Consider the following 25,070-nt stretch of genomic DNA (forward strand, 5'->3'; position numbering starts at 1 on the left):
GTCTTTTTCATTAACCATTTTGGATTTATTCTTCGGCAATTAATTATATATTCCTAAAAATTAATATAATAATTTATAATAAAAATTGTAATAATTTTATTTAAATTAATAGATTAAAAAGTGAAAGTATGGAAAAAAGAATTAGATATTGCCAATACTGTGGAGAACCAATAAAAAATGAAAACACTCTCTTTTGTGAAAAGTGCGGGAAAAAGTTGGTTGAACGAGAAGTTAAGGAATATGTTCCTGAAAAAAGTGACGATCAAATAGTATACCATAAAAACAAATATTTGGCTACAATTTTATCTTTATATCCAGGTTTAGGACAATTACATAATGGACAAATACTGAAAGGGCTTGTATTTATTGTAATCTCATTAATATTGGTCAATTTACAATATTCTCAATTAATTGGACAAAGTATCCAAGATACTTTTTCTTGGTTATCCTTTATTTTTCGTGTTTACAATATGTATGACGCCTATAAAACTGCATCAGATATTAATAGAGACAATGGAAACTATTTCTATAATGAAAACCTAAAAAATAGAATTTTAGCTAATAAAAATGGAATTGTAGAAAAACTTCATCAATTGGATATTACTATTAGTAACTATTTTCACGATATGGATTATAATGGAAAAAAGACTGTTTCTGTTGGAAAAATAATATTAATCTTTGTAGTATCACTGTTTATGGATGATGGAATAACATACTTATTACATGTGCCAGATATTACTTGGGATAACTTTTGGTACTATGCTAAATAAATTTTTAAAATAAAAAAATAATAAAAATAATAAAAATTAAGTTTTAATTGAAATCAGGACTTTTGTACCAAAACAGATAAATTTATATTGTATGCTTTTAATATTAGTAATGTCGATAGTATTTGTTGTTTTCAGATTATAAATATCTATCGACACTTCTATTTAACTTTCACTATTTAATTTTCGCTTAAAATCTCTGAAGTATGATTTAAAGTGTATAAAACCTTAAAGGGCTGTTTCAAGTGTAAAAAAGTCTCAGGAGGCGAAATAGTAGTATAAAATTATAATATAAAATTATAATATAAAATTATAATATAAAATTATAATGTTATATTGCTAAAAATCTCAGGATGCAGTTATTTTACAGAGCCAAAAAAACATATTATTATTAATTATTGGAGGAATAAAAAATGGTAATGAATTTCCCTAAATCAAAGGGTAAATGTGCATTTTGTGGTAAAATTTTTACTAAAGCAGGAATTAACCGTCATTTAAAAACTCATTTAAAACAAAAAGAAAGTGAAAATACAAAAGGACAGTCATACCTTATAAAAGTAGAATCTGACCAATATTATGGTTCTTCACCTTATTTCCTTTCATTATGGGTTGATGGTGAGACAATTATGGAGGATATTGATGCATTCCTTCGAGGTATTTGGCTTGAATGTTGTGGACATATGAGTGGTTTTGCAGGGGGGCAAGTGTCAATGGATGAAAAAGTTAAGGATGTTTTTTATAAAGATTTGAAATTGGGTTATGACTATGATTATGGAAGTACTACTGAGTTGAGATTAACTGTTTTAGAAGAGTATTCTGTAAAGGCAGACGATGAAATAGTGCTACTTTCACGTAATGATCCTGTTAAATGGAAATGTGACTCATGCAATGAAGAAATAGCTACTCAAATATGCATTATTCATGATAAAATGTTTTGTGATAAATGTGGAAAAAAACATGCAGTAGAATGTCCTGATTTCGAGGATTATGGATATCTGCCAGTTGTTAACTCTCCTCGTATGGGTGTATGTGGTTACGAAGGAGGATCTATTGATATTGAAAGAGATTAAGTCTTCTTTTATAATGAAAAATATAGTCCAGAAAATAAAGTTTAGAAGTAATGATTTTTTTTAAAAATTCTTATATTCATCTATTGATTAAATTAAATAATTATAATAAATATTTTTTTATATAATAAAATTATAAATGATTATTTCAAAAATTAAATATAATAAAAACTTATTTTTTAAAATGACTTAATATTTCAACAAATCATTAATTGAAAATTTTCTTTTAGGAATATAGGATAGAAACTTGCATATAATTTTAATACAAATTTATCTATCATTTTATTATCATTTCATTATTTTTTTATTACTTTTTTAGTATAATTTTAGTACATTTTTATTATTATTTAAAACCCTATATTAGATAGAAATTGGTCTTGAAATTTTAATAAAAAAATTATAAATATGATAAATAACAAAGTATTAATTGTTTATTTTTTAATTACAATGAAAATTTTATGTAAATAATGATAATTAAGAGGGTTATTAAATGAAAACAAATCATAGAAAACTATTATCTTTTGATGTAAGTGATTTTGATAAATTAATAAGTCAAAACAAGATTTATGTTGATAAAACTAAATTTATAAAACAGATGATAGATGAAGAAGGAACATACTATTTTTTATCACGTCCAAGGAGATTTGGAAAAACTTTATTCCTTTCAACATTAAAAAACTTCTTTAAAGGGAATAAAAAATTATTTGAAAGTCTCTACATCTATGACAACTGGGATTGGAATGAAAAATATCCTGTAATACATTTAGACATGAGTAAATTAGAAAGTAAAAATGATGATTTATTAGAATTAACTCTTACAGATTATATTAATATATATGCTGAAGAATATAATATTGAATTAAATAGAGAATTGCCAATATCTTTTAATTTCTTCCAATTAATTAGGAAAATACATAACAGTACAAATAAAAAAGTCGTTGTTTTAATTGATGAATATGATGCACCAATACTTGATAATATAAATAATGTGGAAATAGCTGATAATAATCGTAAGTTTCTACAAAATTTTTACAATGTATTAAAAAATAGTGAAGAATATCTTAGATTTGTGTTTATAACTGGAATAAGCAAATTTGCAAAGACTTCAATATTTTCTAAATTAAATAACCTAATAGAAATCACATTAGATCCAAAATATTCAACTATATGTGGTATAACTCATAAGGAATTAGAATATTATTATAAAGATCAAATACAAGCTTTATCAACAAAATTAAATTGTTCTTACAAAGAAACTTTAAATAAAATTAATTTTTTCTACGATGGTTACAGTTGGGATGGAGAAACTAAGGTTTTTAATCCTTATTCTACTATTTTAGCTTTTAGATCTCAAGAATTTATTCCTTACTGGTTTGAAAGTGGAACACCAAGTTTTTTAACTGAAATTTTAAAAAATAGAAAAAATACAATTGATTACTTTAAACCAATTCTACTAAGTCGAAGAGAACTAAATGATATAAACCCACTAAAAGCCAATGTTACAGGATTACTTTTCCAATCAGGATATTTAACCATTGATAAAAAAATAATTGAAGGTGGAGACATTAATTATTTTCTTAAAATACCTAACTTTGAAGTTGAATCTGCTTATAAAGAAAATCTTAAAGAATTATTCATTGAAGAAATTGAAGATGAATTCCAAAATTTAATTAATGAATTTTGGGATGAAATAATAAATGGAGGCTGTAAAAAACTCTCTCAAGAACTTGAAACCTCAATAGCAAGAATACCATATTACTTAAAACCAAGTAAAAACAACCGAGAAAAATGGAAATTTTACTCAATAATTTTTACAACATGGGCTCAGTCAATGGGATTTCAAGTGACTGAAGAAAAAGCAATTCAATCTGGACGAATAGATTTTACACTGGAAAACAGAGAAAAAAAATATCTAATTATAGCTGAAATGAAATACACTCAAGTCGAATCAAAATCATTAGACACATTAATCAAAGATTCATTTAAACAAATCCAAAAAAAGAAATATTGGAGACCATACAGAGGCTATGAAATAAGACTAATGGCATTAGGATTAAAAGACACAGAAATAGATGATGTAGTATTTACAGATGTTAAATGCAAAATACTTAATGTAGATAAAACAAAAGACTTTAGTTCTAATTAATTAAGAAATTGAATCTTTAAACTCTTTTTTAACATTGGAATTATTTTTATTTATCTTGAATATCTAAAGCCATTCGAAAATTTAATTTTTTAAATTTAGTTAATCAAGTTAAAATTAGATAAAAGTTGTCCTAGAATTTAAAAAAGAATTTTAAGAGTTAATTTAAATGTTTTAGTCAAATATGATATTTTATCTCTGATGTATAAACTAAAGGGTGAAATTATAAGATTAATTATAATTCGGCAATTTTTTAATAATTCGGCATTTACTTGGCATTTATTCGGCAATTTTACCATTTTTCGGCATAATCAAATAATGTAGTGATTTTTATATTTATTCAATCTCTCATAGATTGTCATCAAATATTTTTTATAGTTGCTCTAGAAGATATTGGTTCCAAGAGGAACTACAACACTTGTGGTGCTTTTTTAAAATAATATTCCTAACTTTAATTTATCTGCAATTATAATTTTTATTTCATTTTTAACATTTTATTAATCATTAATAAGAGAAGGCAATGAATTACTTGTAGATAAAAAAATCATGCTTATTATAATTATATTTTCTGGTTTAATTGAAATAAGTTGCTAATTTAAATTTAGCTTTTTAATCAAAATTTAAATAAATAGAAATAATAACCAATAAAAAATCAATTAAATATGCTATTTACCTTAATAAAAAGTTATAGACAAAATTTTCAAATAGACTACTTAACTTATAAAATTACTTTTATATAACATTAATACATTTTTTCTATCGTATTATTTAAAGTTATTTTATCTGTAAATGTTTTTTCTTGGACCAATATCAATTATACGAATTATACGAGGATTTTTATTTTCATTTATGTCAAATAAAATTCTATAATTGCCTACTCGAATTTTATGGACTTTATTAAAATTACCTTTTAAAATAGAGTATTCATAGGGTTTTTCAACCATTTCTTTTATAGATTTTAAAATTTTTCTAGCAGATTTTTCATCTTTTTTAACAAGTTTTTGGATATATTTTTCTGCTTTTTTTGTAAATTCTAAGTCATAGTCCAAAGTGTTTCTCAAGGTCATTTATATCAACTCTTACACCTTTTCCTGCATCGAGTTCATTTTGAAGCTCTTTAACTTCTTTTTCAAGATCACAATCAACAAATTCTAACTCAAGTTCTCCATTATTATTAATATTCCAACCAGCAATGTTTTTTCCTTTTATTTTATCAATGATTGATTGTTGTAACTGTATTTTTATTGATGTCATTTTTTATTCTCCTTAGAATTTATTATTATTCTCTATCTTTTATTATTTATATTTTTCTAAGAGAAATTTTAGGGCATTGTTAATTATTAGTTTTTTGAAAAAATTAAATTCATAATGTCTCTTTATTTTTCAATTTAAAATATTAAGCATGTTTTAAATTTTTTACCCACACTAACAAATTGATAGTCTTTTGAGAGCCAAAATAAACATATTTATGCATTATATGAGGCAATATTAATAAATATAAATTATATTTTCTATTATTTCAAAAAATGAAACAATGAGAGTTATTCAAAAAGTTATGGCAAAGACTTTTAATGTTCAAGCACCAGTATCAGTTAAGCATTTGAAAAATACTTTTGAGGTAAAGAACTTGAAGAAAAATCAGCTATTTCTAAAATGGAAATAACTGCATAGGATTGAAAAAAATACTTAAGAAAATTTTACCCTTATGTGCAATTTTTTAGTTTTTCTTCTGATTGAATTATTTTTTTAATAGATAAATTTATTAGTATTAAACTTTATAATAATAGTAATAATTAGATGATAGTTTTTTTTAAAATCAGTAGTAATAATCTAAATTTAATAATTATTATGGTTTAAAATTATCAAAATAAGTGTTTTTTTAAAAAAAGAATATATTTAAGTAGGTTCATTGCCCCCTAAACACTTTTACTCATTTAAGAGCACGGCCGTCACGGACGGCTCAGATTTAGGGGGACTTACTTTGAATGTATTATATAATATGAATTTGTTAGTATTTAAATTTTGGCTCATGACCATTTCTTGGCACATACTTTTATATGGTATTATTGACTAATATTTATATATGCAATCTGTTAAAAGTAGTATTAAAAGTATGGTGGTTGATGAAGATGAAGCTTTAAATTTTTATAGAAGTCTTCATTGGCCTTGTGGTGTCTATTGTCCTTCATGTGGTTCATTTGAAGTAAATAATCGTGGAGGGAGAGGCCGTAGTAAAAGATATTCATGTAAAGAATGTGGAACATTTTTCAACGATTTTACAGGAACTTTCCTTGAAAGAAGTAAAATCCCCTTTGGTGAAATCTTATGGATATTAACTAATATCCATAATAAATCTGTTAAACAAATGGCAGAAGAATTAGGGCATAATCGTAAAACTGTTGCAAGATATCATAAACTAATAAGAGATCTTTTGGAGAAAAATCATGTGGATCCATCTTTTGATGGGGAATTCGAGTTTGATGAAACTTATGTAAATGCTGGAAGAAAAGGGATAAAAAAAACATCCAATTCGAAGAACCACCAAGAAGAAGAGCTTTAAAAAGAAGAGGACGTGGAACATATGATGTTGATAAACCACCAGTATTTACTATTGTCCACAGACAAACTAAATACACGATTTTCCTGGTTTTAAAAAACTTACGAAAAGTAGTAGGGGGAATTGTAGACAGATTTGTGGAAAATGAGGCCATAATTTATACAGATGAATATGTAATTTATAATAATTTAATAAACCATGAAAAAGTTGTAAATCATCATACTGTTAATCATGGTGGCGGAGAATTTGCAAGAGGAGAAGTTCATGTGAATAATAATGAAAATAGACATTCACTACTTCGAAGATTCTTAAGAATAGGCTCATGACCATTTCTTGGCACATACTTTTATATGGTATTATTGACTAATATTTATATATGCAATCTGTTAAAAGTAGTATTAAAAGTATGGTGGTTGATGAAGATGAAGCTTTAAATTTTTATAGAAGTCTTCATTGGCCTTGTGGTGTCTATTGTCCTTCATGTGGTTCATTTGAAGTAAATAATCGTGGAGGGAGAGGCCGTAGTAAAAGATATTCATGTAAAGAATGTGGAACATTTTTCAACGATTTTACAGGAACTTTTCTTGAAAGAAGTAAAATCCCCTTTGGTGAAATCTTATGGATATTAACTAATATCCATAATAAATCTGTTAAACAAATGGCAGAAGAATTAGGACATAATCGTAAAACTGTTGCAAGATATCATAAACTAATAAGAGATCTTTTGGAGAAAAATCATGTGGATCCATCTTTTGATGGGGAATTCGAGTTTGATGAAACTTATGTAAATGCTGGAAGAAAAGGGATAAAAAAAACATCCAATTCGAAGAACCACCAAGAAGAAGAGCTTTAAAAAGAAGAGGACGTGGAACATATGATGTTGATAAACCACCAGTATTTACTATTGTCCACAGACAAACTAAATACACGATTTTCCTGGTTTTAAAAAACTTGCGAAAAGTAGTAGGGGGCATTGTAGACAGATTTGTTGAAAATGAGGCTATAATTTATACAGATGAATATGTAATTTATAATAATTTAATAAACCATGAAAAAGTTGTAAATCATCATACTGTTAATCATGGTGGCGGAGAATTTGCAAGAGGAGAAGTTCATGTGAATAATAATGAAAATAGACATTCACTACTTCGAAGATTCTTAAGAATATTTCGAGGAGTTTCAAAAGACAATTTACAAGGATATATCCTATTGGAACAATTCCGAATAAATTATAAAACAGATTCCTATGACATGATACTCCAAACCATAATCGAATAATGAGCCATGAAATGGTCATGAGCCATCTTTGGCTCATGACCATTTTATGGCGCATAAGTTTATATGGTGTTGTTGACTTATATTTACATATGGAATCTGTTAAAAGTGGTATTAAAAGTATGGTGGTTGATGAAGATGAATCTTTGGCTTTTTATAGGGGTCTTCGTTGGTCTTGTGATGTTTATTGCCCTTCATGTGGTTCATTTGAAGTGAATAATCGTGGAGGTCGAGGTCATGGTAAAAGATATTCTTGTAAACATTGTGGGACATTTTTCAATGATTTTACAGGAACTTTTCTTGAAAGAAGTAAAATCCCTTTTGGTGAAGTCTTATGGATTTTAACTAACATTCATAACAAATCTGTTAAACAAATGGCAGAAGAATTAGGACATAATCGTAAAACTGTTGTAAGATACCATAAATTAATAAGAGTCTTTTAGAGAAAAATCATGTGAAGCCGTCTTTTAGAGTTTGATGAAATTTATGTAAATGCTGGAAGAAAAAGCATAAAAAAAAACATCAAATTCGAAGAACCACCAAGAAGAAGAGCTTTAAAAAGAAGAGGACGTGGAACATATGATACTGATAAACCACAAGTATCCACCATTGTTCACAGACAAACCATAATACACAATTTTCCTAGTTTTAAAAAACTTACAAAAAGTAGTAGGAGGAATTGTAAATAAAATTGTAGAAAATGAAGCTACAATTTACACAGAGGAATATACAATCTATAATAATTTAATAAACCATGAAAAAGTTGCAAATCATTATACAGTTAATCATGGTGATAGAAAATTTGCAAGAGGATAAGCACATGTGAATAATAATGAAAATAGACATTCATTACTTCGAAGATTCTTAAGAATATTCCGAGGAGCTTCAAAAGACAATTTACAAGGATATATCCTATTAGAACAATACCGAATAAACTATAAAATAGATTCCTATGACAAAATACTCCAAACTATAATATAATAATGAGCCAAAAAATGGTCATGATCCAAAGATCATTCTATGAGCATTATTTTTCCATAAATTAAATAATGAATGAAAATTTAAAAACAATATTAATAAGTAACAATACAATTCCAAAACCACCAATTAGTCCAGTAATAAACCTTAAAATATTATTACTTTCTCTTAAATGGAATAATTGACTAAATCCATCTAAAATCATAGGTATTAATAAAATAATACCAAATAAAACTAAATTTTCTAAATTAGAAGATTTAAAAAATAAAACCAATAAAAAGAATAATGAAATAATCCCTAGATAAAATCCAGTACATCTTGCACACACTGGAAAGTAGTGATTTTTGTACTTAAATGTTCTATCTTTTCTCCTGTGACAAATTAAATTCATTTATTACTCTCCAATATATTAAACAACCTATAATGTATGTTAAAATATCTAAATAATCTTTTACTGCATGATATTTAATAAAAATTACTAAAAATTCCCAAACAAATGATATATTTAGAAAATTATTCTAGAAGCTAAAAGATCATTAAAATAGTTATTAAAAAATCCATTTAATAAATATAAATCAACTTTTTTAAAAAAAAAGACATTTAATATTGCAAAAATTATACAAATTAATATTAATACTATAATTTAATTTTCTAATCATAATAACCATGCAAATTTTTAAAAATTGTATAGTATTTCAATTAAGTTTTGCTTAATAATAACATTAAAAAATACTTAAAATTACTTCCGCTAAAGTTATTACCCCAGCTATTGCAAATACTGCACCACAAAAATTATCTGTAGATTTAGATTCATTTTTTTTACTCTTTTCAATGAAATATAAGTCTTTAGAAAAATCATCCATAGATTTAGCTTTATCATTTTTATTCTCTTCAATGAAATATAATTCTTCAGAAAAATCATCCATAAATTTAACTCCATTTTTTTCATTCTCATTCGTATAAAGTAATTTGTTAAAGAAATCATTTATTATTTCAACTTCTAATTTTTATTTCTATATTTTTTATTATTTATAATTGGTTAATAGAATTAATTACTAACTCTTTACTTTCTTTTGTTTAATAAATATTAAAAAGAGAACAAATTATGAACTTCCTAATATTACTTTCCAAATGCTCTCTATCTCAATCTTCTTTTATATAAAAACTCTATTTTATATTAGTTAAGCATTATTATATAATTTTCAATAATTTTTCTAATGCTTAGTTAATAATAAAAAAATTTAAAATTAGGTTAAGGGTTTGGAGATGATTAAGAATGCCATTACAAAGAGTAGTTAAATTGTCTAAAAGAGAAGCTTTAGTTAAAGGATTAAAAGGAAAAACTTATACAGCAATTATTCAAAATGGAATAGATATTCCTGAAAGTCCAGACACATGTTTTGTAGAGTTTATTCATAGAACTCCAGTTATTTCTAGATTTGAAAATGTAAGAAACACTTTAGAAAATACAACACCATCAGGAACTACAACACTTGAGATGTTTTATTAAATTAGTTGATGATTGTTAGATATTTTTCTTATAGGAAAATATTTTGTAATTTTATTGGATTTTTTTCTTATAGGAAAATATTTTATAATTATATTTTATAATATTATCCTGTTGTTATCTTAAAACACCAATTGGTAATATTTTAACACCATCTGCTCTAGTATAAGCTAATTCTCCACCAGTAATAATAGCTAAGAAACTTGGTTCTTTTATATTTATTTTATAATCTCTTATATTCTGTTTTATTAAATTGTCAAGTTTTATTAAATTTTCTGCAGCTTTTTCAATTTCATTACTACCTAACTTAAATTCAATTAGGGCATATCTCCCATCTTTTAAATGTAATATGCAATCTGCTTCAAGACCATATTTATCTCTGTAATAAGCTATTTTTCCATCTATTGAAGTAGAATAAACTGTTAAATCTCTTATACATAAATTCTCAAATATAAATCCAAAGGTATTTAAATCATATAGTAATGTTTCTGGAGTCAAACCTAACAATGCTACTGCAATTGATGGGTCTATAAATTCTTTTTTTGCCCTTGATCTGATAGCTGTTGCTGATCTTATGTTTGGGTTCCAGGCAGGAACATTATTTATAACAAATAATCTATTTAATGCATCAATATAAGAATAATATGTTGGTTTACTTATATTTGTAAAATTTGCTCGAATGTCTTTTATTATAGTTTCATCTGAAGCAAGTGTGGATATGTTTCTTGCATAAGACTGTAAAAGAGTTCTAACTCTTTGTGGATCACGTTTTACTCCATCAACAGTAGATACATCACTTTCACAAATATTGTCCACATAATTGGATACAACAAAAAGTTGTGCTTTTTTAGTTTTTTTATTTAAGCTATCTGGCCATCCTCCACGACAACTAGCAAAAATCAATTCTTCAATTGATAACTCTGATTTAACACCATTGATATCCATATTTGGTGAATTAAACAAATCCATAATAGCTATTTTGCCATTTGATTCTTCACTTTCAAATAAACTCATTGGTCTCATAATTAATTTATGTATTCTCCCAGTTCCTGAATGCATTATTTCGTTTTCATTTACTGAAGTTGAACCTGTTAAAATATATAATCCTACCTCATTTAAATTATCTACACTATTTCGCACTGCATCCCATAACACAGGTGCCATTTGCCATTCATCAATTAATCTTGGAGTTTCTCCTTCTAAAAGTGCAGAAGGTTTAACTTCAGATAATTTTAGATATGATTTTGATTTATCAGGATCTTGAAGTTTTAATATACTTTTTGCATGTTGTTCGGCGGTTGTTGTCTTACCACACCATTTAGGCCCCTCAATAACAATTGCTCCGATCATTTCTAAACGTTCTTTTAAAATATCATCAATTACTCGCTTTAAATATCTTTTTTTCATATTAATTGCTCAGTTAATTTTATTAGTTTTTCAAATATTGTTTTATTATTTGATGTATTTAAATTTTACTATTTTGATGTTTTTTATTTTACTATTTTGAGGTATTTTATTTTACTATTTTGATGTTTTTTAGTTTAATATCTTAATCATATTTATTTCAAAAATTGAGGGATTTTAAACTTGTTTTTTAATTTTTTAATTTTTGACAAATTTTCATGATTTTATTTTAACATCAATTTTTGACACAAAAACTCAATAAAAAAGAAAAGATTTATAAAATTAATAAGATATAATAAATATTATTATAAAAATTTAAAACAGAGAGATTTAAATGAGTTCATCAAAATTAGAAACAAATGGAGAATGGCTAGTTTGGGCTAGAGAAACAGCACACTACAACATTGAAGATATTGCTAGAAAGATTAAAAAATCTCCAGAAACATTAATAGAATGGGAGAAAACAGGAAAAATTGAATATGACAACCTTGTTGAATTGGGAAAATATTATCAAAGACCAACATCTGTTTTTTTTAGTAAAACTAAACCAAATTATGAAAAAGAAGATTTTACTGATTTTAGAACCTTTGCCAATGAAAATAATGCAAAAATTACTCCAGATATTGAATTTGAGATTAGAAATGCTAAATTCAGACGAAAAATACTATTGGACATTAATAAAGAACATAATAATTTTAAAATAGCTGATTTTGTTTTAAAAGACTTAAACAATGAAAATATAGAAAAACTATCTCAAAATATTAGGTCTATATTAAAAATGAATAGATCTACATCTAAATATAATTTAGGCTATTGGATTCAAAAACTAGAATCTATGGGAATATTAATTTTTGAATTTTATGGTATTGACCCAGATAAAATAAGAGGATATGCATTATGCTATGATAAACTACCAATTATAGGTATTAATCATAGAGAATATAAAAACCCAAAAAAATTCACATTATTCCATGAACTAGCTCATATTCTCCTTAAACAAAACAGTATAAGTAATATATTAAATTATGATTTGAAATTTAGTGAAGAAATATTATGTAACAAAATTGCTTCTGAGATTTTAGTACCTTTAGAACTCTTTAAAGCTATTACCAAGGAGTTTAAAAATGATAAATTTGAAAATAAAGACATTGAATATTTATCAAAAACTTTTAATGTAAGTAAAGATGTTATAATAAGAAAAGCAATAGATTTAAATTATATAAATAAAAATTCTTATAAAAAAAGAGATTTGGAATTTAAAGAATATTTAAAAGAAAGGGCTATCAGAACAAACAAAAATACAAATACATTAAAAAATACTCTAAATCAAGAGAATAAAACAGCTAAAATGCTAACAGCTGATGAAAAATATCAAAAACTAGCATCGGAACTTTTTAGTAAGAATGGCAATTATTTTACTAAGAAACTATTTGAAGCCTACGAAAATGAATTAATTTCAGATTTAGAATTATCAAGGGATTTAGATACTTCATTATATGTTGTAGAAAAAATTAGGGAATGCATATTAAAGAGGGAATATTCTTGAATGAAATTCTCTATGTTATAGATTCTAGTGTTATTATTCGGAGGACTAAACATGATATGTACGAGTATGATTCTTTTCCTATTCACTGGGACAATTTTGATAGAATGATAAATGAAGGTAAAATTATATCCCCTATAATTGTTAAAGATGAAATTGTTAATAAAAAACAGATGAATTAAAAACATGGTCTGATAATTTTCTTAATCTATTTAGAAGTATGAATAATAATATTTCTACTGAGTTAGGTTTTTTAGAAGAAAATTTTCCTGAATGGTACCACAATTATGATGATTCTAAAAATAATTGGGCAGATCCATATTTAATTGCTTATGCAATGGCATATAGTGCAGTGCTTGTTACTCAAGAAAAATGCAATCTTGGAGCTACCAATGAATCTAACTATAAAATACCTACAATTTGTCCTAAATTAGGTGCTTATTGCCATAGTGATAAGCTTATTTCTAAAAACATTAACCCTGATACTGCCCCATTTCAATGTATTAATTTTTTCGAGTTAATTAAGAGGGAAAAATTGTATTTACCTCATTCTGAATAAATTCTTACAAATAAAAGACATTTTATTTAATGAACCACTATTTATAGCTATTATTTAATAAGCATTATTATAATAAGCATTATTTAACAAGTATTATTTAATAGATATTATTTAATAAATTTATTTCAATAAACATTATTTAATCAATAATTTATTGTAATTTGATTAAGATTTAAATATATCGAGGTATAATAAATAGAATTATGAATAACACATCAAATAAAAATTTGATAAAAATAATTAGTTTCTTTGGCTTAATTGGACTTATATTTTATTTTCTTCATGTAATCACGGGTGAAATTTTTTATCCAAATTATGATCCATTAGCACAGGCAATAAGTGATTTAACTGCATTAAATTCTCCATCAAGAAACATATCATCACTATTTTCAATATTATATGGAATTTTTACTGTAATATTTTCAATTGGATTTTTTACATATTTTAAAGGAAAGATTAATAGAATTGTTACCAGTGCTTCTTTTGTTTTTGCTATAATGACAATTATTTCATTTTTAGGTTATACATTTTTTCCATTATCCGAATCAGGATATGCTGGATCATTTCAGGATCAAATGCATATTTTAGTAACGGTTTTTGTTGTGATTTTTACAATAGCTACATTAATATTGTTTTTTGTGGGATTTTTTAAAACAAAAGAATATAAATATTTTGGGATTATTTCATTGGTTATATTGATATTACTGTTTGTAGGAGCAATGTTAATGAATATACTTCCGAATGAATACCTTGGAATAGCTGAACGGATAAATGTCTATTCAATAGTAATATTTACTGGATTACTGTCTCTATGGATGTATAAACATTTAAAAAAAATAGAAGGTATGGCATTATCATTAACTTGATTGATTTTGTTTAATCTTGTTATTTTTTTGCAAAACTCCAGATTAAATTCAGGGCTTCTCCTGCTTCTAATGCTCCTGATCTTGTTTCTCTTAAAATTCTTTGGATTGAGAATTTTCTCATGTAAGGATATTTTTTATGGACTTCAAAGAGAAGTGGACACCCAAATCCACCAATACTTTCAACTTTATAATCTGCTATCACTTGTTTAATTTCTTGTTTTGCAATGGAAAGAGATGCAGGTAAATTTAATCTATACATTTTCTTTTTTTCTCCATTGTAGTTTAAAATTTTATTTGTTATACATTGGCTTCCAGTTGCAAGCATATCTCCAAAAATAACTGTGTCTATATCATTCTCAAGACCAAAGTTAAATAATGTTTCTCCAGTTTTTGATGAACAGCGTCCACAAGGGTGAAATCTTCCTTGAACTAATGATTCATGGATAATCTTGGAGTAATCTTTTTTAATGTATTTATGTTCAACTCCAATTTCTTTAGTTAAATTGTCTATATTTTTTTTATAATGTTTAGGAAGGATTATGCTCCCAGCATCAACTGTAATAGCTATTGGATTAAATCCTAAAAATTTGGCAAGGACAAGTGAAAAACTACTATCTACTCCACCTGAAAGTGCAACAATAGCTTCATGGTTATTTTTATCATATTCTGACTCATTTTTCTTTAAATGCTCTTTAAAATCAAAATTATAGCTATTTTCAATTTTTATTTCTAATAATTTTTTTAAATTTATTAATCCATTGGATTTGTCATTTTTATTATTGTTTTTATCTTCTATCACTGAATTAATTTTATTTAACGATTCGTTCATTTTGTATTTTTTTAAAATATGGTCAGAATAGCTGTCTACATGTATTTTATTTATATTTAAATCTTCTCTTAATCTACCAACAACCCATCCACCTTTTCCAATTATGACTGATTTGTCAGGACGATCATTGGTAATTATCCATAATTCATTTGATTTTTCATTAAAAATCATATCTTTAATATTAATTTCTGAATCATCATGACCGATATTTTTTCTAATTCTTTTAATATTTTCTTTAATGTCGTTAATTGAATACATAGTATCTATTTAGATTTTATCATATTTTTTTTAATTAGATAATATTATATATTATTATTTTAATAAATATAATTATTATAAATGAAATTATTTATACAAAAATATTTATACAAAAATACTTTATAGATTATGCAAAAATAGTTTATAAGTAAATTTTTATTTGTATTAATATAACTTTTATTTATATTAATATGACTTTTATTTATATTAATATGACTTTTATAAAATTTTACATAAGAATATTAATTTAGATTAATAATTTATAATAGCTACTAAGCTTTAATAAATTTTATAATGTTTATCGGAAGATAAAATGGCAAAAAAGTTTGTATTTTTTGGAAATACTAAAGATGATGACAAAGAAGAAAATAATAGTCCATCTCAAGTATTTTTAAAGAATAATATTCAATTTGGAGTAGAATACAAAGAAGACTCTAACCCTCCAACTATTGGAGATAATTATTTAATCCGTTCAGGTTCAATTATTTATAATGATGTGAATATTGGAAAGGATTTTAAAACTGGTCACAATGTAGTTATTAGAGAAAATACTACTATTGGAGATGATGTTTTAATTGGAACCAATACAATTATTGAGGGTAATGTGAAAATTGGTAATGGAGTTAGTATTCAATCTAATGTTTATATTCCAATAAATAGCTTAATTGAGGATAATGTATTTATTGGTCCATGTGCTGTTTTTACTAATGATAGATATCCTGTTAGAGTGGATTTTGACTTGAAAGGACCTTTAATTCGCAAAAGTGCATCTATTGGGGCCAACACTACATTTTTATCTAATATTGAAGTAGGTGAAGGTGCAATGGTTGCTGCTGGAGCTGTTGTTACTCGTCGTGTTCCTCCATATAATTTAGCTATTGGAACTCCTGCAAAAATTAAACCATTACCACATAACTTGAGAGTTCCTAATATGTTGTAGTAAATTTTTTATAGTGACTATTATTGGTTATTATTTTTAATTTTTTTTAATTATTTTTATATTATTTTTAATAGTAATTTCTTTGATTATTTTTATTTATCATTATTATTTATTTTCACTAATGATAATTTTGTTAACTTAAGGGTGTTTTAATGAGTCCAGTTAAAAAAGCTAATTTTATAATAATTTTTGTGGTAGCTATTTTGGCCATTTTAACAAGTTCTGTAGCTTATTCTTTCACAGGGAATTTTATTGACTTAAATGACAGTCAATGGAACTTATCTACAAATAAATTAATAGCTGTAGGGGACGGGAACTTTAGCCCATTAAAGATTAATACTGTTGTAATAATAAATAATAATACTACAAATACTACAAATATTACTAATAACTCAACTTTACCCATTGATACAAATTCGTCTAACATTTGATTTTACATTTATTAAATCTTTTTTTAAAATTGTTTAATTTTTTTAATTATCAATTTTTTTTAATTTTTTTAATATTTAATATCTAATTTTTTTATTTTTTTATATTTTTTTAATAATTTTATATTTTTTTATTATTTAAATCTTATTTGATAATATTAACTATTATTTGGTGAATAAATGTCTGAAAGTAATCAGATTGGAAATAAAATAAAAATTCTAAGAGAAAGCAAGAAATTAACAGTTGAAGAATTGGCTGATAGAACTAGTGTAAATTCACAGTTAATAGAAAATATAGAAAATGGGGATGTTTTTCCATCTTTAAGTCCTTTGATGAAAATTTCTAATGTTTTAGGTGTACGATTAGGAACATTTCTAGATGATAATTTAAGTACAAAACCCATTCTTATTAAGAAAGGTAAGAGTAATAAGGTTATGTATTTCTCTGGTGATGAAAAAAATAACAATGGAAGTGCATTAGATTTTTATTCTTTAGGAGCAGGGAAAAATGATAGACATATGGAGCCATTTATAATAGATGTTCATACAGAAGATGCAGATTTTGACTTATCCTCTCATGAGGGTGAAGAATTTATATATGTCTTAGAAGGAGCTGTTGAAATAAAGTATGGCAAAGATACTTATATTGTTAATGCTGAAGATAGTATTTATTATGATTCTATTGTTCCTCATCATTTACACTCGTTTAATAATGAAAAATCCAAGATTTTAGCAGTTATTTATTCTCCTTTTGATTAATAGATTTAAAATTATTATTTTATTCATTTTTTATTATTCATTTTTTATTATTCAATTTTTAATGTTCATTTTAATTATAAATTTATTATTATTCAGTTTTTTTCTTTTAGCTGAATTTATAAAAATATTAAATTCTTAATTTTTTAATTAGTTTATTATATTCTATGTGATATTATGTTTAAAATTACAGTCATTCCTAAATTTGGAGATATAGATGGATTAAAGCATGTTACGAATACAATATTGGCTTCTTGGTTTGAATCAGGTAGAAATGACATTTTTAGATTTTTCACACCTGATTTAGATTTAAGTCATGAAAATTGGAAACTCATAATGGCTAGAACAGATTATGATTTTCTTAAACAAATGTATTATGGCTATGATGTTGAAATAAGAACTTATATTCTTAAAATAGGTAATAGCTCATTTACTGTTTATCATGAAGCTTGGCAACAAGGCGAGCTTAAAGTCAAAGGTACTGCTGTTTGTGTTCACTTTGATTTTATTGAGCAAAAATCTAAACCTATTCCAGAGGACATAAGAAAGAAGTTAGAAGAACATCTCTACAGTCATAATCCATAAAATTCTTCACTATGGTTCATTTTTAATTTTTTTATAAACTTTAATTTTTTTATAGGCTGTGCAATGATTATTCTTTGTAAAAACAGATATTTAGTTAAAATATGTTAAATCATATGTAAAATATTAATACATGCTTTTATAAAAAATAAATATTTAAAAATAATTATGATTACTAAATAGATATTAATATTAATTAAAATAGAACTTTATTAAATATTTATTTTTATTTTTATAATGAACATTATTATAACTTTATAAATCTAATTTTAACTTAATCAACTAATTTTAGAAACTTAGATTTTTGAATTGTTGCACAGCCATTTTAATGTTTCAATCTATATGGCTTTTTAATACTTATTTTAATACAGGTGATAATTTGGTATTTTCAGAGGACACAATTGGGAATTTTTTTGAAAAACAAGTAAAACTACAAGGAGACAAAGACTTTATTGTTTATCCTGATAGAAATCTAAGATTTTCATATAATTCATTTAATGAAAGAGTTAATAATTTAGCAAAAGGATTGTTAGCTATTGGAGTTTCAAAAGGTGATCATGTTGGTATTTGGGCAAAAAATGTCCCTGATTGGCTAGCTTTTATGTTTGCAACAGCTAAAATCGGAGCTGTTTTAGTTACAATAAACACTGCTTACAAGAGTCATGAATTAGATTATATATTAAAGCAATCTGACATGAAAGTTTTAGCAATGATTGATGGATTTAGAGATGTAAGTTATATTGAAACAGTTTATAATTTAGTTCCAGAATTAAAAACATCTAAAAGGGACAACATTGAGAGTAAAGAATATCCATTCCTTAAAAATGTGGTTTATATTGGTCAAGAAAAACATAGAGGAATGTATAATACTAAAGAACTAATTTTGCTTGGATCTCATCAAAGTGAGGATAAATTTATTGAGGTTAAATCTTCTCTTGACAACAATGATGTTATTAATATGCAGTACACTTCAGGAACAACAGGATTTCCTAAGGGAGTCATGTTAACACATAGAAATATTTTAAACAATGGTTTTGGAATTGGAGAGAGAATGAATTTCAATTCAAAGGATAAATTATGCGTTCCTGTACCTTTATTTCACTGTTTTGGGATTGTTTTAGGAGTTTTAGCTATTTTAACTCATGGAGCATGTTTAGTGATGTTAGAAGAGTTTGATCCATTATTGGCACTTTCAGCTATTGAAAAAGAGAAATGTACTGCTATTCATGGGGTCCCAACAATGTTTATTGCTGAGTTAAATCACCCTATGTTTGACATGTTTGACATGTCTTCACTAAGAACTGGAATAATGGCTGGTTCTACTTGTCCTATTGAGACTATGAAAGAGGTTATGGATAAGATGAACATGAAAGAAATAACTAGTGTTTATGGTCTAACTGAATCTTCACCGGGCATGACTCAAACAAGTGCTGAAGATGCAATTGAAAGAAAAGTAAATACTGTTGGTCGTAGATATGATGATGTTGAAGTTAGAATTGTTGATCCTGAAACTAACAAGCCATTAGACATTGGTGAAGTAGGTGAAATTTGTTGTAAAGGGTACAATATAATGAAAGGTTATTATAAAATGCCTGAAAAAACCGCTGAAGTTATTGATGATGAAGGATGGTTACATAGTGGAGATTTAGCAACTGTTGATAAGGATGGATATTATTCTGTTGTGGGCAGAATAAAAGATATGATTATTCGTGGTGGAGAGAATATTTATCCTCGTGAAATAGAAGAATTTTTGTTTACTATAGATGGTGTCAAGGATGTTCAAGTTGCAGGGATAAAAGACGAAAAATACGGTGAAATTGTTGGTGCTTTTATTATTAAAGAAGATGGAGCAGATTTAGAAGAAGAAGATATTCGTGATTATGCAGTTACAAAAATAGCTCGTTATAAAGTTCCTAAACATGTTTTCTTCGTAGAAAAATTTCCATTGACTACCAGTGGTAAAATACAAAAACACATTTTAAGTGAAATTGGATATGATTTAGTTTTAAAAAAATTAGAAGAGGATAATTAATTTAGAGCTTATGATTCAGTGGGTATAACTACAGCTGGAGAAAATAAGCCTAACAATAATAAAAAATATCAAATTAATTTAAAAAAAGCTAAAGGGCAAATCATTGAAGTTGTTAATTAAGGCTGGAAAAAGCTCAAAATTGAATATTGGAACAGATCTTTAGATGGGCTACCAGTTGAAATCCATCTAATGAAAATGCTCATCCTCATACTGACTGCAACAAAGTAGCTATTACTTACAATGGAGTTATAACTAACTTTAAAGAATTAAAAGACAAATTAATTGAGAAAGGACACGAATTTTCATGACATTTATCAATGTATCTTTTTGACGCAGATGGTTTTTAAAAAAATATAAATATTACTAAAAACCATATATTGTTGTAATAAATGATTTTTTTATATTTTTTTGTAAAAATAGTTATTACTGGTTAAATGGAATTTTTATAAGTTTTATAATTTTGAAAATGGTGAAAAAATGTGTGGAATTGCAGGATGTATTAGCAAAAAACGAAGAGTAGCACCTATTTTATTAGATTCTGTGCGTAAATTAGAATACAGAGGTTATGACTCAGTGGGAATTGCTACAGTTGAAGAAAATAGATACAACAATAATAAAGAATATAATATTGGTTTAAAAAAAGCAAAAGGGCAAATCAGTAAAGTTGTTGACAAAGAATGGGAAAAGTTTGATGGAAATGTTGGAATAACTCATGTTAGATGGGCTACCCATGGAATTCCAAGTAATGAAAACTCTCATCCCCATACTGACTGCCATAACAAAGTAGCTATTGTTCACAATGGGATTATAAACAATTTTAAAGAATTAAAAAATAAATTAATTGATGAAGGACATGAATTTAAATCTGAAACAGACTCTGAAGTAATAACACATATTATTGAAAGCTACATGGAAAAAGGAATGAATCTAGAATCTGCTTTAGTTGAAACAGTTGGTCATTTAGATGGAACATATGCTATTGGAGCTATTTCTACTAATAATCCTGATGAAATTGTTGCTGTTGGTAGAAAAAGTCCCCTTGTTATAGGAATAGGTGATGGAGAAAACTATTTAGCTTCTGATGTACCTGCATTTTTAAAACACACAAAAAAAATAATGTATCCTGCATATGATGAAATAGTTATATTAACAGCTGATAATGTAGTAGTGAAAGATTTAAATGGAAATGTTATTGAAAAAGAGATAATTGAAACTAATTGGAATGAAGATATGGCTGAAAAAGCAGGATATGATCATTTCATGTTAAAAGAAATTCATGAACAAGCAATTACTGTTGAAAACACATTATCTGTTAAAGAAGAAATTGAAAATATTGTTAAAGATCTTAAAAGTATTAAAAGAATATGTTTTGTTGCTTGTGGAACATCTTACCATGCTGCGTTAACTGGAAAGTACTTATTTGAAAACTATGCTCACATTCCTACTGATGTAATACTTGCCTCTGAATTTGGATACTCATTTAACTCTTTAGATGAAGAAACATTGACAATATTTATCTCTCAATCTGGTGAAACTAGAGATACAATAGATGCAATTGAAATGGCTAAAGAAAAGTCTAAAACACTAGCTATTGTTAATGTTTTAGGTAGTCAAGCCACAAGGATTGCAGACTATGTTATTTACACTCAAGCAGGTCCTGAAATTGGTGTAGCTGCCACAAAAACTTATATTGGTCAATTAATTTGTATATATCTTCTTGCTGCCTTTTTTTCTAAACATCACTTAAAAGATGAAGTATTTGCCAACACACTTTTGAGAAAAATCAATTTGATTCCAAAATTAATTGAAAAAATCTTAGAAAATGAAGATGAAATTAAAGATCTTTCTTTAAAATATAAATATCCTCCTAATTTTTTTTACTTAGGAAGAGGCTTAGCTTATCCTACTGCTTTAGAAGGAGCTTTAAAATTAAAGGAGATAACATATATCCATGCTGAAGGTTATGCTGCTGGAGAGTTAAAACATGGTCCTTTAGCTTTAATTGATTATTGTGTTCCGGTTGTTGTTTTACTTCCTAAAGGTGACAGTTATAAAGAAACAATGAATAATTTGTCTGAAGTTCAATCTCGTGGTGGTGATATAATAGCTTTTACTTCGGATGTTGAGGATCTATCAGACCAAAAGGCTCAGGATGTTTTTGAAATCCCTAATGACTTAGGTGAAGAATTTGAAGAATTGTTTGCTCCACTAACATATATTATTCCTTTACAGCTATTATCTTATTATATAAGTATTTATCGAGGTTTAGACCCAGACCACCCTAAAAATTTAGCTAAATGTGTTACAGTGGGTTAAATATTTAATTTTCTTTTATTTTTATTTTCTTTTATTTTCTTCCTACTTTTTTTACTTTCATTTTTATCTTACTTTTTTCTACTTTTATTTTTATTTTATTGTGACAGTCCGAAAGTTTATTTTAAAATAGAATAATGTAACTAGAAGTTAGAATTGGATAGTAGAAAACATTTAATTTTTTCTTTATAAGCAAGTGAGTTTTTTTTCAAAAAGATAATATTATTCTTCTGATTTATGTTTTAAATATAACCGTAAATGAATTAGTTATAATGATATTGTTGTTTTCTAATTTTAAATTATGATGTATATAATTAACTTTTAAAAAAATATAATTGCTTATTGTTTTTTATTTATAATCTTGGACAAAAAATTTGTATTAATCTTTAGTTTAAATAGTATTTTAAATATTATTTTAAATATTATTTTAAATATTATTTTATTCTATTTACTTAATAATATAATTAATTATACTCAATATTTATAAAAATAAATAATTATGGACTAATATTTCATGAAATTAAAGAATATTTAACTTAAATTATTTAATTTAGACAATTTTTTTTATAAATTATCAATTAAAAAATTTTTGTCATACATTATAATTTTTTTATATTTATCTTTTTAATCAATTTTTTATTATTTGATATTTTTTTTAATCAATTAATTAATTAATCAATTAATACTTTAATGGTTTTTTGATAAAAAGATTATATTATTTATTTATGTAGTGATAAAATGGAGGAAAAAAACTTTGAAAATCCTTTTGACTTAGTAGAGTACTATTTTCAAAAAGAATTTGAAACAAAAGACCCTAAATATAGGCAAATACTTAAAAAAAAGATATTAAAATATTTACAAATTACTGATGATGGGTCATACACTTTTAAACCTCCAGATGCGGATGATTTAACAGAAACAATGCACACTTCTGCAGGAGCTATTTCAGAATCATTTGAAAAATTTGTTAATCCATTGTTAAATCAAAAACCATTTAACAAACAGGATGGTTTGCTTAATAAAAACCTTAGAAATGGTAAAAATATTCATATTAATAATGAAGATAATAAGAGTAAAATAAATAACAATAGTAACAGTAATAATAGTAATAATAATAATAATAATAATAATAATAATAATAATAATAATAATAATAATAATAATAATAATAATATTGAAAATAACAATTTTAGTACGGATAATTTTCAGGCTTATTCCATTTTAGATGTTTGTTCTGGATTTGGATATAATTCTGCAGCTATTATTGATGAATTTTTAAAATTCAGTGAAGATAAGGAAAATGAAGATAAATTAAATTTAAACATAGATATGGTTGAAATTTCTGAGGCAATATTGAAAATGGCTTTAGCTATTCCATCACCTATTGAATCACATAATATTATAAAAAAGTCTATTGAATCCAAGCTATTTCATGAAAATATTTTTTCGTTAAATTTAGAAACTAATGAAGGTTCTGAAAAAATTAACATAGGTCTTTTTATTGAAGATATAAGAAAAATTATTTTAAAACTTCCTTCAAAATTTTATGATGCAATTTTTCTAGATAGTTTTTCACCTAAATTGGTTCCAGAGTTATACACAGTAGAACTTTTTAAAGAATTTAAAAGAATTTTAAAATCTAAAGGTTTGATTTTAACTTACACTTCATCTATTCCAGTAAAAGCAGGATTAATAGCTGCTGGTTTTCATGTAGGGGATGGTCCTGTATTTGGAAGGATAAGTGGTGGAACTATAGCTTCTCCATCATATAAAATGATTGATAAAGATTTATCTTATGATGAAGAAAGATTAATAGCTCTTTCGGATTTAGCTATTCCATTTAGGGATTTGAATTTAGGCTCTAGCTGTGAAACTATTGTTGAAAATAGAAAACAAGAAAGACAAATAGCTAGAGGGAACACTAAAATTTCTTCAGCTGTTAAAACACCAATATATTTAGGTCAAGACATTGTTGATGAAAGATTAAAAAGAAGAGTTTTAAGAAATTTAACTGATTTTAATATAGATTCTACAAAATCAAAAATAGTATTAGATTTAATTTCTTCTCAAAATAGTAATGATAAACTTAATTTTAAAAATAGTTCAAGAGCCCGCATTTTAGACATAAAACAGAGATGGAATTCTTTATTAGATATATAACACTTATAATTAGTTAAATTTAAATTAAAATATTTTAAAGAATAATAAAAATTAAAGGTTTAAAAATAATTATTTTTAGTAAATATGTGTTAATATTAATTAAAAT

Annotated in this window: 28 protein-coding genes and 1 pseudogene; 22 read left to right on the forward strand and 7 right to left on the reverse strand. The window is 25.3% G+C overall.

Annotated elements, in window-relative coordinates:
- Positions 1-128: 128 nt before the first annotated feature.
- From MBCUR_RS10740 to MBCUR_RS09375, 3 genes are all read left to right on the forward strand, one after another.
- Entirely contained in the window at positions 129-770 is a 642-nt protein-coding gene (locus MBCUR_RS10740; protein ID WP_067092650.1) for a zinc ribbon domain-containing protein, read from the forward strand.
- A 410-nt stretch (positions 771-1,180) separates the two neighbouring features.
- Positions 1,181-1,837, forward strand: a complete 657-nt coding sequence (locus tag MBCUR_RS09370) for a hypothetical protein (RefSeq protein WP_157077737.1) — start codon at positions 1,181-1,183, stop codon at positions 1,835-1,837.
- A 487-nt stretch (positions 1,838-2,324) separates the two neighbouring features.
- On the forward strand, positions 2,325-3,980 hold the full coding sequence (locus MBCUR_RS09375) for an ATP-binding protein (protein WP_067092651.1): 1,656 nt from the start codon (positions 2,325-2,327) through the stop codon (positions 3,978-3,980).
- Between the two features lie 776 nt (positions 3,981-4,756).
- Here MBCUR_RS09375 and MBCUR_RS09380 read toward each other — a convergent pair.
- Together MBCUR_RS09380 and MBCUR_RS09385 are read right to left on the reverse strand one after the other, a co-directional pair.
- Positions 4,757-5,044, reverse strand: coding sequence for a type II toxin-antitoxin system RelE family toxin (locus tag MBCUR_RS09380; RefSeq protein ID WP_084269688.1), 288 nt, complete (start codon positions 5,042-5,044; stop codon positions 4,757-4,759).
- Positions 5,016-5,231, reverse strand: coding sequence for a hypothetical protein (locus MBCUR_RS09385; protein ID WP_067092656.1), 216 nt, complete (start codon positions 5,229-5,231; stop codon positions 5,016-5,018). The genes MBCUR_RS09380 and MBCUR_RS09385 overlap by 29 nt, the downstream gene beginning before the upstream one ends.
- A 280-nt stretch (positions 5,232-5,511) precedes the next feature.
- Between MBCUR_RS09385 and MBCUR_RS10980 the strand changes: the two genes are divergently transcribed.
- The 6 genes from MBCUR_RS10980 to MBCUR_RS09410 all read left to right on the forward strand — a co-directional run bounded on the left by MBCUR_RS10980 (position 5,512) and on the right by MBCUR_RS09410 (position 8,252).
- A complete protein-coding gene (locus MBCUR_RS10980; RefSeq protein WP_281190590.1) occupies positions 5,512-5,640 on the forward strand; it encodes a hypothetical protein in 129 nt (42 codons plus the stop codon).
- Between the two features lie 420 nt (positions 5,641-6,060).
- Positions 6,061-6,537: a transposase gene (locus MBCUR_RS09390; protein WP_067092658.1), complete on the forward strand. Its 477-nt coding sequence runs from the start codon at positions 6,061-6,063 to the stop codon at positions 6,535-6,537.
- A complete protein-coding gene (locus tag MBCUR_RS10135; RefSeq protein WP_084269691.1) occupies positions 6,501-6,860 on the forward strand; it encodes a transposase in 360 nt (119 codons plus the stop codon). The genes MBCUR_RS09390 and MBCUR_RS10135 overlap by 37 nt, the downstream gene beginning before the upstream one ends.
- 50 nt (positions 6,861-6,910) lie before the next feature.
- Positions 6,911-7,387 (forward strand): transposase, encoded by a 477-nt coding sequence (locus tag MBCUR_RS09400; RefSeq protein WP_067092658.1) that lies wholly within the window; start codon positions 6,911-6,913, stop codon positions 7,385-7,387.
- On the forward strand, positions 7,351-7,812 hold the full coding sequence (locus tag MBCUR_RS09405) for an IS1595 family transposase (RefSeq protein WP_084269693.1): 462 nt from the start codon (positions 7,351-7,353) through the stop codon (positions 7,810-7,812). Before MBCUR_RS09400 ends, MBCUR_RS09405 begins: the two co-directional genes overlap by 37 nt.
- Complete coding sequence (locus MBCUR_RS09410) at positions 7,812-8,252, forward strand: IS1 family transposase (protein WP_169805828.1); 441 nt, start codon at positions 7,812-7,814, stop codon at positions 8,250-8,252. The genes MBCUR_RS09405 and MBCUR_RS09410 overlap by 1 nt, the downstream gene beginning before the upstream one ends.
- Positions 8,253-8,293: 41 nt before the next feature.
- On the opposite strand, the gene MBCUR_RS10985 is transcribed toward MBCUR_RS09410, so the two are convergent.
- The 3 genes from MBCUR_RS10985 to MBCUR_RS09420 all read right to left on the reverse strand — a co-directional run bounded on the left by MBCUR_RS10985 (position 8,294) and on the right by MBCUR_RS09420 (position 9,713).
- Positions 8,294-8,419: a hypothetical protein gene (locus tag MBCUR_RS10985; protein WP_281190593.1), complete on the reverse strand. Its 126-nt coding sequence runs from the start codon at positions 8,417-8,419 to the stop codon at positions 8,294-8,296.
- 432 nt (positions 8,420-8,851) lie between these two features.
- Positions 8,852-9,178 carry a DUF2085 domain-containing protein gene (locus tag MBCUR_RS09415; RefSeq protein ID WP_067092663.1) on the reverse strand — a complete coding sequence of 109 codons (327 nt, stop codon included), beginning with the start codon at positions 9,176-9,178 and terminating at the stop codon, positions 8,852-8,854.
- A 331-nt stretch (positions 9,179-9,509) separates the two neighbouring features.
- Positions 9,510-9,713 (reverse strand): hypothetical protein, encoded by a 204-nt coding sequence (locus MBCUR_RS09420; protein WP_067092665.1) that lies wholly within the window; start codon positions 9,711-9,713, stop codon positions 9,510-9,512.
- Between the two features lie 350 nt (positions 9,714-10,063).
- Here MBCUR_RS09420 and MBCUR_RS09425 point away from each other — a divergent pair, with 350 nt between their 5' ends.
- Complete coding sequence (locus MBCUR_RS09425; protein WP_067092667.1) at positions 10,064-10,297, forward strand: hypothetical protein; 234 nt, start codon at positions 10,064-10,066, stop codon at positions 10,295-10,297.
- Positions 10,298-10,411: 114 nt separating this feature from the next.
- Here the strand turns inward: MBCUR_RS09425 and MBCUR_RS09430 are convergent, their stop codons facing one another.
- A complete protein-coding gene (locus MBCUR_RS09430) occupies positions 10,412-11,701 on the reverse strand; it encodes an ATP-binding protein (RefSeq protein WP_067092669.1) in 1,290 nt (429 codons plus the stop codon).
- A 331-nt stretch (positions 11,702-12,032) separates the two neighbouring features.
- Between MBCUR_RS09430 and MBCUR_RS09435 the strand changes: the two genes are divergently transcribed.
- The 4 genes from MBCUR_RS09435 to MBCUR_RS09450 all read left to right on the forward strand — a co-directional run bounded on the left by MBCUR_RS09435 (position 12,033) and on the right by MBCUR_RS09450 (position 14,666).
- The gene (locus MBCUR_RS09435) at positions 12,033-13,244 is read left to right on the forward strand and encodes an ImmA/IrrE family metallo-endopeptidase (protein WP_067092671.1); all 1,212 of its coding nucleotides are present in this window, start codon (positions 12,033-12,035) and stop codon (positions 13,242-13,244) included.
- Positions 13,241-13,423 carry a DUF4411 family protein gene (locus MBCUR_RS10990; protein ID WP_067092672.1) on the forward strand — a complete coding sequence of 61 codons (183 nt, stop codon included), beginning with the start codon at positions 13,241-13,243 and terminating at the stop codon, positions 13,421-13,423. Before MBCUR_RS09435 ends, MBCUR_RS10990 begins: the two co-directional genes overlap by 4 nt.
- A gap of 38 nt (positions 13,424-13,461) precedes the next feature.
- Entirely contained in the window at positions 13,462-13,800 is a 339-nt protein-coding gene (locus MBCUR_RS09445; protein ID WP_067092674.1) for a DUF4411 family protein, read from the forward strand.
- A gap of 203 nt (positions 13,801-14,003) precedes the next feature.
- Positions 14,004-14,666, forward strand: coding sequence for a DUF998 domain-containing protein (locus MBCUR_RS09450; RefSeq protein WP_067092676.1), 663 nt, complete (start codon positions 14,004-14,006; stop codon positions 14,664-14,666).
- A gap of 19 nt (positions 14,667-14,685) precedes the next feature.
- Here the strand turns inward: MBCUR_RS09450 and MBCUR_RS09455 are convergent, their stop codons facing one another.
- Complete coding sequence (locus MBCUR_RS09455; protein WP_157077739.1) at positions 14,686-15,762, reverse strand: 7-cyano-7-deazaguanine synthase; 1,077 nt, start codon at positions 15,760-15,762, stop codon at positions 14,686-14,688.
- A 304-nt stretch (positions 15,763-16,066) separates the two neighbouring features.
- On the opposite strand from MBCUR_RS09455, the gene MBCUR_RS09460 reads away from it, so the two are divergent.
- From MBCUR_RS09460 to MBCUR_RS10490, 8 genes and pseudogenes are all read left to right on the forward strand, one after another.
- The gene (locus MBCUR_RS09460; protein ID WP_067092679.1) at positions 16,067-16,693 is read left to right on the forward strand and encodes an acyltransferase; all 627 of its coding nucleotides are present in this window, start codon (positions 16,067-16,069) and stop codon (positions 16,691-16,693) included.
- A gap of 152 nt (positions 16,694-16,845) precedes the next feature.
- Positions 16,846-17,124, forward strand: coding sequence for a hypothetical protein (locus MBCUR_RS09465; protein ID WP_067092681.1), 279 nt, complete (start codon positions 16,846-16,848; stop codon positions 17,122-17,124).
- A 177-nt stretch (positions 17,125-17,301) separates the two neighbouring features.
- On the forward strand, positions 17,302-17,880 hold the full coding sequence (locus tag MBCUR_RS09470) for a helix-turn-helix domain-containing protein (protein WP_067092683.1): 579 nt from the start codon (positions 17,302-17,304) through the stop codon (positions 17,878-17,880).
- Between the two features lie 174 nt (positions 17,881-18,054).
- Entirely contained in the window at positions 18,055-18,462 is a 408-nt protein-coding gene (locus MBCUR_RS09475; protein WP_067092684.1) for an acyl-CoA thioesterase, read from the forward strand.
- A 376-nt stretch (positions 18,463-18,838) separates the two neighbouring features.
- Positions 18,839-20,491 (forward strand): AMP-binding protein, encoded by a 1,653-nt coding sequence (locus MBCUR_RS09480; protein ID WP_067092685.1) that lies wholly within the window; start codon positions 18,839-18,841, stop codon positions 20,489-20,491.
- Between the two features lie 203 nt (positions 20,492-20,694).
- Positions 20,695-20,799, forward strand: a pseudogene (locus MBCUR_RS11100) (hypothetical protein); the annotation flags it as partial.
- Between the two features lie 169 nt (positions 20,800-20,968).
- Entirely contained in the window at positions 20,969-22,807 is a 1,839-nt protein-coding gene (gene glmS / locus MBCUR_RS09485; RefSeq protein ID WP_067092686.1) for a glutamine--fructose-6-phosphate transaminase (isomerizing), read from the forward strand.
- A 735-nt stretch (positions 22,808-23,542) separates the two neighbouring features.
- The gene (locus MBCUR_RS10490; RefSeq protein ID WP_067092687.1) at positions 23,543-24,964 is read left to right on the forward strand and encodes an MnmC family methyltransferase; all 1,422 of its coding nucleotides are present in this window, start codon (positions 23,543-23,545) and stop codon (positions 24,962-24,964) included.
- Positions 24,965-25,070: the final 106 nt, after the last annotated feature.

Source organism: Methanobrevibacter curvatus, assembly GCF_001639295.1.
In the GTDB taxonomy this organism is placed as follows: Archaea; Methanobacteriota; Methanobacteria; order Methanobacteriales; family Methanobacteriaceae; genus Methanoflexus; species Methanoflexus curvatus.

What these genes read in the sequence shown, in the direction of transcription:
- MBCUR_RS10740 (WP_067092650.1), top strand. Translation starts at nt 129, where the DNA reads ATGGAAAAAAGAATTAGATATTGCCAATACTGTGGAGAACCAATAAAA.
- MBCUR_RS09370 (WP_157077737.1), top strand. Translation starts at nt 1,181, where the DNA reads ATGGTAATGAATTTCCCTAAATCAAAGGGTAAATGTGCATTTTGTGGT.
- MBCUR_RS09375 (WP_067092651.1), top strand. Translation starts at nt 2,325, where the DNA reads ATGAAAACAAATCATAGAAAACTATTATCTTTTGATGTAAGTGATTTT.
- MBCUR_RS09380 (WP_084269688.1), bottom strand. Translation starts at nt 5,044, where the DNA reads ATGACCTTGAGAAACACTTTGGACTATGACTTAGAATTTACAAAAAAA.
- MBCUR_RS09385 (WP_067092656.1), bottom strand. Translation starts at nt 5,231, where the DNA reads ATGACATCAATAAAAATACAGTTACAACAATCAATCATTGATAAAATA.
- MBCUR_RS10980 (WP_281190590.1), top strand. Translation starts at nt 5,512, where the DNA reads ATGAGAGTTATTCAAAAAGTTATGGCAAAGACTTTTAATGTTCAAGCA.
- MBCUR_RS09390 (WP_067092658.1), top strand. Translation starts at nt 6,061, where the DNA reads ATGCAATCTGTTAAAAGTAGTATTAAAAGTATGGTGGTTGATGAAGAT.
- MBCUR_RS09400 (WP_067092658.1), top strand. Translation starts at nt 6,911, where the DNA reads ATGCAATCTGTTAAAAGTAGTATTAAAAGTATGGTGGTTGATGAAGAT.
- MBCUR_RS09410 (WP_169805828.1), top strand. Translation starts at nt 7,812, where the DNA reads ATGAGCCATGAAATGGTCATGAGCCATCTTTGGCTCATGACCATTTTA.
- MBCUR_RS10985 (WP_281190593.1), bottom strand. Translation starts at nt 8,419, where the DNA reads ATGGTGGATACTTGTGGTTTATCAGTATCATATGTTCCACGTCCTCTT.
- MBCUR_RS09415 (WP_067092663.1), bottom strand. Translation starts at nt 9,178, where the DNA reads ATGAATTTAATTTGTCACAGGAGAAAAGATAGAACATTTAAGTACAAA.
- MBCUR_RS09420 (WP_067092665.1), bottom strand. Translation starts at nt 9,713, where the DNA reads ATGGATGATTTTTCTGAAGAATTATATTTCATTGAAGAGAATAAAAAT.
- MBCUR_RS09425 (WP_067092667.1), top strand. Translation starts at nt 10,064, where the DNA reads ATGCCATTACAAAGAGTAGTTAAATTGTCTAAAAGAGAAGCTTTAGTT.
- MBCUR_RS09430 (WP_067092669.1), bottom strand. Translation starts at nt 11,701, where the DNA reads ATGAAAAAAAGATATTTAAAGCGAGTAATTGATGATATTTTAAAAGAA.
- MBCUR_RS09435 (WP_067092671.1), top strand. Translation starts at nt 12,033, where the DNA reads ATGAGTTCATCAAAATTAGAAACAAATGGAGAATGGCTAGTTTGGGCT.
- MBCUR_RS09445 (WP_067092674.1), top strand. Translation starts at nt 13,462, where the DNA reads ATGAATAATAATATTTCTACTGAGTTAGGTTTTTTAGAAGAAAATTTT.
- MBCUR_RS09450 (WP_067092676.1), top strand. Translation starts at nt 14,004, where the DNA reads ATGAATAACACATCAAATAAAAATTTGATAAAAATAATTAGTTTCTTT.
- MBCUR_RS09460 (WP_067092679.1), top strand. Translation starts at nt 16,067, where the DNA reads ATGGCAAAAAAGTTTGTATTTTTTGGAAATACTAAAGATGATGACAAA.
- MBCUR_RS09465 (WP_067092681.1), top strand. Translation starts at nt 16,846, where the DNA reads ATGAGTCCAGTTAAAAAAGCTAATTTTATAATAATTTTTGTGGTAGCT.
- MBCUR_RS09470 (WP_067092683.1), top strand. Translation starts at nt 17,302, where the DNA reads ATGTCTGAAAGTAATCAGATTGGAAATAAAATAAAAATTCTAAGAGAA.
- MBCUR_RS09475 (WP_067092684.1), top strand. Translation starts at nt 18,055, where the DNA reads ATGTTTAAAATTACAGTCATTCCTAAATTTGGAGATATAGATGGATTA.
- glmS (WP_067092686.1), top strand. Translation starts at nt 20,969, where the DNA reads ATGTGTGGAATTGCAGGATGTATTAGCAAAAAACGAAGAGTAGCACCT.
- MBCUR_RS10490 (WP_067092687.1), top strand. Translation starts at nt 23,543, where the DNA reads ATGGAGGAAAAAAACTTTGAAAATCCTTTTGACTTAGTAGAGTACTAT.